The sequence below is a fragment of the Tabrizicola sp. genome (assembly GCF_051645465.1).
Lineage (GTDB): Bacteria > Pseudomonadota > Alphaproteobacteria > Rhodobacterales > Rhodobacteraceae > Tabrizicola.
Genome location: NZ_JBOFBI010000359.1, coordinates 1 through 6886, shown reverse-complemented (window position 1 = coordinate 6886; position 6886 = coordinate 1). Strand labels below are relative to the sequence as shown.

Annotated in this window: 8 protein-coding genes; 2 read left to right on the top strand and 6 right to left on the bottom strand. The window is 62.2% G+C overall.

Going from position 1 to position 6886, the window contains the following annotated elements:
- From ACRCSW_RS22275 to ACRCSW_RS22250, 6 genes are all read right to left on the bottom strand, one after another.
- A partial coding sequence (locus ACRCSW_RS22275) for an alpha/beta hydrolase (protein ID WP_438707842.1) occupies positions 1-591 on the bottom strand: 591 nt, incomplete at its 3' end.
- Between the two features lie 30 nt (positions 592-621).
- Entirely contained in the window at positions 622-1590 is a 969-nt protein-coding gene (locus ACRCSW_RS22270) for an alpha/beta fold hydrolase (protein WP_438707841.1), read from the bottom strand.
- A gap of 222 nt (positions 1591-1812) precedes the next feature.
- On the bottom strand, positions 1813-2214 hold the full coding sequence (locus tag ACRCSW_RS22265) for a nuclear transport factor 2 family protein (RefSeq protein ID WP_438707840.1): 402 nt from the start codon (positions 2212-2214) through the stop codon (positions 1813-1815).
- Positions 2215-2333: 119 nt separating this feature from the next.
- Positions 2334-2948, bottom strand: coding sequence for a glutathione transferase GstA (gene gstA, locus ACRCSW_RS22260; protein WP_438707839.1), 615 nt, complete (start codon positions 2946-2948; stop codon positions 2334-2336).
- Between the two features lie 245 nt (positions 2949-3193).
- Positions 3194-4099, bottom strand: a complete 906-nt coding sequence (locus tag ACRCSW_RS22255) for a helix-turn-helix domain-containing protein (protein WP_438707838.1) — start codon at positions 4097-4099, stop codon at positions 3194-3196.
- The gene (locus ACRCSW_RS22250; RefSeq protein WP_438707837.1) at positions 4096-5037 is read right to left on the bottom strand and encodes a helix-turn-helix domain-containing protein; all 942 of its coding nucleotides are present in this window, start codon (positions 5035-5037) and stop codon (positions 4096-4098) included. The genes ACRCSW_RS22255 and ACRCSW_RS22250 overlap by 4 nt, the downstream gene beginning before the upstream one ends.
- Before the next feature lie 312 nt (positions 5038-5349).
- Here ACRCSW_RS22250 and ACRCSW_RS22245 point away from each other — a divergent pair, with 312 nt between their 5' ends.
- Positions 5350-6381 (top strand): LacI family DNA-binding transcriptional regulator, encoded by a 1032-nt coding sequence (locus tag ACRCSW_RS22245; protein WP_438707836.1) that lies wholly within the window; start codon positions 5350-5352, stop codon positions 6379-6381.
- Positions 6382-6681: 300 nt separating this feature from the next.
- Positions 6682-6886, top strand: a 205-nt coding sequence (locus tag ACRCSW_RS22240; protein WP_438707835.1) for a hypothetical protein, incomplete at its 3' end; no start/stop codon positions are given.

Here is a 6886-nt window from a genome sequence, read left to right as displayed (position 1 = left end):
GATGTACCAGCTGGGCTTGGTCTTCCAGGCGGCGACGGTCACGGGGGCGGCAAGGGCCGCCATCGCAATGGGCACCTGACTATCGCGCAGGAAGGCCGCGTCAGCCTCGCTGGTGTCTCCGGCAAAGCCGGCGCGGAACTTCTCGCCGTTTAGATAGGCAAAGCCGTCCGGTTGCTCTTCAGGCACGAAGTTCGGTGGCGGCGGGATTTCCGCATACTGGTCGAGCGTCGACTTGCCGACCTCGGGCGCGAAGGCCGCGACATAGACGAGGCCCGCGACCTTGGGATCGGTACCCGCCTCGGTGATGACGCTGCCGCCATAGGAATGGCCGACAAGGATCACCGGGCCGTCCTGCCGGTTCAGGACCCGCTGGGTCGCTGCGACATCGTCGGCGAACGAAGTCAGCGGGTTCTGCACGATGCTGACGACATAGCCGCGGGCGGTCAGCTCGTCATAGACGCCGCGCCAGCCCGATCCGTCGGCGAAGGCGCCGTGGACAAGGACGATGTTGCGGACGGGCTCGGCACTGGCACCAAAGGCGACGCTGCCTGCAACCGCCGCGGCGGCGATTGTCTTCAAGACGTTGGTCATGGTCTTCTCTCCTGTCTTGGATGAGGGTGTTCAGGCCGAGCGGGCGAAGGCCAGCAGATCGGCGTTGATGAGGTCGGGATGCGTGGCGAAGAGGCCGTGCGAAAGACCCGGATAGGTCTTCAGCGTGCCGTTCCGCACCAGTTTGATCGCCTTGTGTGCCGAGTTCGCAATCGGCACGACCTGATCATCCTCGCCGTGCAAAAACAGAACGGGGACAGTGATCGCCTTCAGATCTTCGGTGAAGTCCGTCTCGGAAAAGGCGGCGATGCAGTCGTAATGCGCCTTTGCGCCGCCCATCATGCCCTGACGCCACCAGTTGTCGATCAGACCCTGGCTGATCTTCGCGCCATCCCGGTTGAACCCGTAGAACGGCCCGCTGGGCACATCGACAAAGAACTGGGCGCGGTTCGCCGTCAGGGCGGCGCGGAAGCCATCGAAAACCTCCATCGGAATCCCGTCCGGGTTGTTCTCTGATTTCACCATCACGGGCGGAACAGCGCCGATCAGCACGGCACTTGACACGCGGCCGCGCTCGGCACGGGCTGCGTACCTGGCCACCTCGCCGCCGCCAGTCGAGTGTCCGATGTGGATGACATCGCGCAAGTCGAGGGCCTTGGCGATTTCCGCGACATCCGCGGCATAGGTGTCCATATCGTTGCCCGTGTCGGTCTGGTCCGACCTGCCATGTCCGCGCCTGTCATGCGCAATCACGCGGTAGCCTTGCGACAGGAAGAACAGCATCTGGTTGTCCCAATCGTCGGAGCTGAGTGGCCAGCCGTGGTGGAACATGACGGGCTGGGCGTCTTTCGGACCCCAGTCTTTGTAGAAAAGCTGTGTGCCGTCGGATGTGGTGAGGAATGCCATCACGAAGTCTCCTTTTGGGTGAGTTTGAGCAAGGCCCGGAATGGGGAAAGCGATCGCAGCGGCAAGTGCTCCGGCAGAGGAGAGAACCGCGCGTCGGGTCAGCGTCAGCTGGGTCAGATCATTGCCGAGTTGCATGCGTGATCCTTTCGCGAAACAGCGGCTCCGCGAAGACCGGGGCGCCCTGCATTCGTAAGGTACCGGGGGTCAGCATTCGTCGCGGCGCAGAACCTGCGGCGACGGTGCCGGTCTTGCGGTGTTTCGGATCCGGGCCGATGTGATCCGACAAGTCGCCGAAGCGGTGGAGTAAACGAAGCTTGCCGCGTGGACCGGAGCATGGGCTCGCGAAGCGACAACGTTTCAATCTTTCTCGTAGGCCTTCATCGCGATGGGGTTCCAGTATTCCGAGTACTGGGCCACCTTGCCGTCCTTCATGATCAGCTTGACCACGTAGTCCTGCTCATACTTCTTGCCGGTCTGGGGCACGTTGCCGGACCCATGGACCTCGGCCCAAAGCAGGTTCGGGTCGGTGGTCGGAAACTTGCGGACGTTCGAGAATTTCAGGTCCGGCATCATCGGCAGCGCGTCGGCGATATGCTGGTAGACCGCTTCTCGACCGACAAGTCGACCCGGCCAGCCGATACTCGGGGCGTAGGGAAAGTCTAGAATGACGTCCTCTGTGAGGAGGTGGGACCAAGCCCTCGTGTCCGCGACCATCAGGCGCAGGGCGTCGTCAAGCAGGTTTTCGATTTGAGTTTGCATCAGGTAGTCCTCCGTTATGGGCCGCGCCCATGGGAGCGGCGGGTGGTTGGTGGTCGCGGGGCGTCCGCTGGGACGCTTGCCGGGACCGGTGGAAAAGGTGCGCGCCGTCACGGCCCGCGTCAGGTCGTAAGGCCCTCGGCGACGAGCGCTTCGCGGACCTTCGGCCGGGCCGCCACGCGGGTCATGAAGGCCAAGAGTTCGGGGAACGACGCCAGACTGATCCCGACAACATTCGACCAGTTGACGATAGTGAAGAGGTAGGCGTCGGCCACGGTGAAGGTCGCGCCCGTCAGGTACTCCCGCCCGGCAAGCACCGTGTCGAGTTCGGCGAAGCGTTCATCGAGCTTAGGCTTCACTGCATCTCTGGTGCTGTCAGCGGTATCCTTTTGAAACAGCCAGGGACTGAATGTGCGGTGCAACTCGGTCGCCACGTAATTGAGCCACTCCTGAACCCGCAAACGCTCGGGCGTCCCTGCGGCGGGCATCAGTCCGCCATCGGCGGCACTGTCGCCAAGGAACTGGACAAGGACGGCGGCCTCGGTATGGACCGATCCGTCGTCGAAGCGGAGCGCAGGCACATAGCCGCGCGGATTGATCGCGCGATAGTCCTCGCCGGCCTCGGTCCGGTGGCCGCCGTAGATATCGACCTTGACGAGCTCGACGGGGATTCCGCCTTCGCGGGCAACGATGTGGGGCGCCAGCGAGGAAGCCCCGGGAAAGTAATATAGTTTCATGGCCCGCCCTTTCGCTTGGGTGGATCAGGTTTGACGATCGCGACGCCAGTCGAGATCGCGCTTTCCGTCAGTCTTCGTTGAAGGCAAGGATGTCATCTTCCGAGGAGACTGCCTGAGCGAACACTAGCGGTTGCTGCCGAACCCTGCGGCGCAGCGTTTGTCGACTGTTGCCGATCTTGATGTCTTTCCGGTCCGTTCTGCAGAACGCCCGGTCCGGATCGTCGCCTGCCCTGGATCGGTTAGCCCTACGCGGTCGTGCGCGACGCGTCGCGAACGGATCGCCGATAGAGGGAGGGGCTCATCCGCCGATGCTTCTGGAAAACGCGGGCGAGCACCTGGTTCGACGAATATCCGACGTCGAAAGCGATCTCGGTGACCGGAAGGTCAGTCGCTTCTAGGAGTTCACAGGCCTTCTCGATCCGCAATTGCGTGAGGTAGACCCGAGGCGGCACCCCGACGCTGTGTTTGAACATGCGGGCGAAATGACACGGTGAGAGCTGCGCTTCGGCCGCCAGTTCGTCAAGGCTGATGTCTTCCGCCAGCCGCGCCCGCATCAGTTCCAGGGAACGCCGCTTTACCCATGGGGCAAGGCCGCCCTTTGCAGGAGCAAGCGGTGCGCCGCTGATACGGCACAATTCAGCAATGATATGGCAACCGGCCGCCTGGGCCATCAGCCGCGACGCAGTGCCCTCTTCGTCACACAGACACCACAGTTGTTGGAACGCTGACTGAATGCTCGGCGCAGAAAATGTCCCGCTGTGGAGTTCCCGAAAATCGAACGAGAAACGGGCATCAGTTGCTTCGTCGAGCAGCCGTTGCCAATGCGCCAACGGGAATGCGAGCGCCCTTATTCTGTGCCGGGTCTCAACAACGATCCGGTTCGCGAAATTCGGTGCGATGAGAAAGAAGCCACCCCTTTCGCTGGTTTCGTCGAAGTTCGTTCCCCCGAGATTGCCTTTGACGCGCATTCCGCCGAGTGCGTCCTGACACAGGATGAGGTCCGGCAGGGCAGGCCCGGAGCAGTCTCCGGCTGGTCGTTCAATCTCTAGCAGATCAAGGACCGCACCCTGCGATTTCCGCGTCCGTACGTAGGGCGCACGGTGATCTTCGGCGTACCAGCGGGAAAATGACGGATAGGCATGAACTGTCACTCTCGTCCCTCCAAGGCCGAAAGCGGACGAAACGAAACGGATGAACGCGCGGGATCGCGAACCGCCCGCCGATAGTCGGAAGGGCTCATCCGCCGATGCTTCATGAAGACCCGGGCGAGCACTTGGTTTGACGAGTACCCGACCTCCAGCGCTATCTCGGTGACCGGAAGGTCCGTCCGTTCCAGGAGTTCGCAGGCTTTTTCCACACGCAACCGCGTCAGGTGGACGCGTGGCGGAACGCCGACGCTCTGCTTGAACATACGAGCGAAATGAAACGGCGAAAGCCGCGCCTCGACTGCCAGCTCGTCGAGACTGATGTCCTCCGACAGCCGCACCCGCATCAGCTCCAACGAACGCCGCTCGGCCCAAGGCGCAAGCCCGCCCTTGACCGGCGCAAGCGGTGCGCCGACCAACCTGCACAACTCGGCCAAGATCTCGCAGCCGGCGGCCTGCGCCAAAAGCCGCGACGGGATTCCCTGTTCATCGCACAGTGCCCAAAGTTGCCGAAGTGCTGACCAGATCGCTGGTGCCGCGAACCACCCACGGTGCAGGTCCTGGAAGTCGAACAAGAATCGCGCGTCGACGGCTTCGTCGAGCTTGTCCTGCCATTGGGCCACAGGAAACGACACGCTGCGAACACGGTGGCTGGTTTCCATCATGATCGCATTGGCGAAGTTCGGTCTCGCGAGCAAGAAGTTGCCCTTTTCACTTCTTGCATTGAAGCGACCCCCTCCAACGTCGCCACTGATCCGACTGCCCCCAAGCAGATCCTGGTGCAGAACAAGATCCGGTACCGCCGGATCCGACACATCCCCGGCCGGTTGCTCCACTTCAAGCATACTGAGCGCGCCTCCGGCAGATTTCATCGTCCGCACATAGGTCGAAAGGCGGCCTTCGCTGTACCACTGGGCAAAGGAGGAATAGGCCTGCAGTGTCATTGCATTGTCTCCTTTCGGTGGGCCGACGTAGGTCGTCATTCGTCTGCGATGCGGGCCACCGGTGGCCCCAATGCGCGCGCCGGAGCGCTGCAAGCAATGCGCGCAGGGCCGAAGGGATGGCCCGCGCGGCAGTGCTCCCGCGCAGATTTGTCGCCAAAGAGCGAAGAGTCGCGGCGGTATCGATTCGGTAGTTGTATCGTAACACATAGTATGTGTATCGTAACAAACAAGTCTCATGTCGCCTGATGGTCAGACGTGACAGACATGACAAGCGGGGCGCATTGATTGGAACCACGCAGCAAGAAGCCGACCATGAAGACCATCGCGACTGCGTTGGGCTTGGGCGTCACAACCATCTCGCGCGCCCTTCGTGACGATCCCAAGATCGCCGCCAAGACGCGCAAGTCCGTCAAGGACATGGCACTCAAGCTTGCCTACCATCCCAGCCGGGCGGGTCTGCGGCTCAGGACGGGAAAGACGAACGTCCTCAGCCTTGTCCTGGATACCGAAGAGCAGATCGGCAGCTTCCTGTCGCAGATCATCTTCGGGATCACTGAGGGCTTAGAGGGGACCCCGTATCATCTGATTGTGACGCCCTATTCCAAGCACGGCGATCCGGTCGCGCCGATCCGGCACCTGATTGAGACCGAAGCCGTCGACGGGATCATCATCTCCCGGATCGAGCCCGAGGACAGGCGGGTCAAGTACATGATCGAGCAGGGCATGCCCTTCGTGACTCATGGCCGGACGCACATGGGTGTCGAGCATCCCTACTTCGATTTCGACAACCAGGCCTTCGCCACGATTGCCGTTGAGTGCCTCGCGCGCCTTGGCCGCAAGCGTTTGGCGTTGCTTGCTCCGCCTGCAGGCCTCAGCTTTCACGACCACATGCGGCAAGGCTTCAAGGCAGCGGTGGCGGTGCAAGGGTTGGAGGAGGTGCGGTTCCCAGGCATTTCGAACGACAGTTCGATCGAAGAGATCAGGCTTGCCGTCAGGGACCTGATGCAACAAAGCCCCGCGCCGGACGGGCTGGTCAATAGCTCGGGCGGGGTCAGCGGCACGGGCGGTGCGATCTTGGCGATCCAGGCCGGCCTCAAGGATGTCGGTGTCGTCATCGGCCGCGACGTCGACATCGTCACCAAACAGCTGTTCGCCAACCTTCCCGTATTCGGCGACGCTTTCTACGTGGTCCACGAGGACATCCGGGAAACGGGCCGAGGCCTTGCCAAGGCCCTGGTCGGATCGATCGAGGGCAGGCCGGTCGTGGAACTGCAGACGCTGATCGTTCCAACGAAAGTGTTGCTGCAGACGACAACCGCCCGACTGAACCTTGGGACCGGCTGAGCGGTTCAATGTCGCCAAGTTCACAAATCGGCGCTGCGCTGGTCGCCTGAGAGCAGCGCGCGCCCTTGGCCACTATGTCGCGCCGATCCCAACGCGCGTCCTCCGCGTGGCCTGCTGTCGCGGGGCATGACCAGATCTGCTCGTCCCGTCATCGCGAAACGTGACGCCGGGCGGCTCCCTTCCAGACGAAACGCCTGTGAAAGACCCGCAAGACTGGGACCCTGACAGCAATCCCGGAAACGCCTCCCCGGCGCCGGAAACGTATGGTGCAGTACGTGATCTCTCCAGAAAGGAAACCAGATGAACCGTCTCTCTCTCGCTCTTGCCTTCACCCTTGCCGGTGCCGGTTTTGCCGCCGCGCAGGCTTTCAACCCGACCGAGATGTCGCAGGGTCTCGACATGCTGCAGGTCCAGCTGAACAACATGATCTCCTCTTACGGGATCGATGTGAACGTCGATGAACTGACCGTCGCGCAGGTGGCCTATGTCATTGGACGGGTCAATG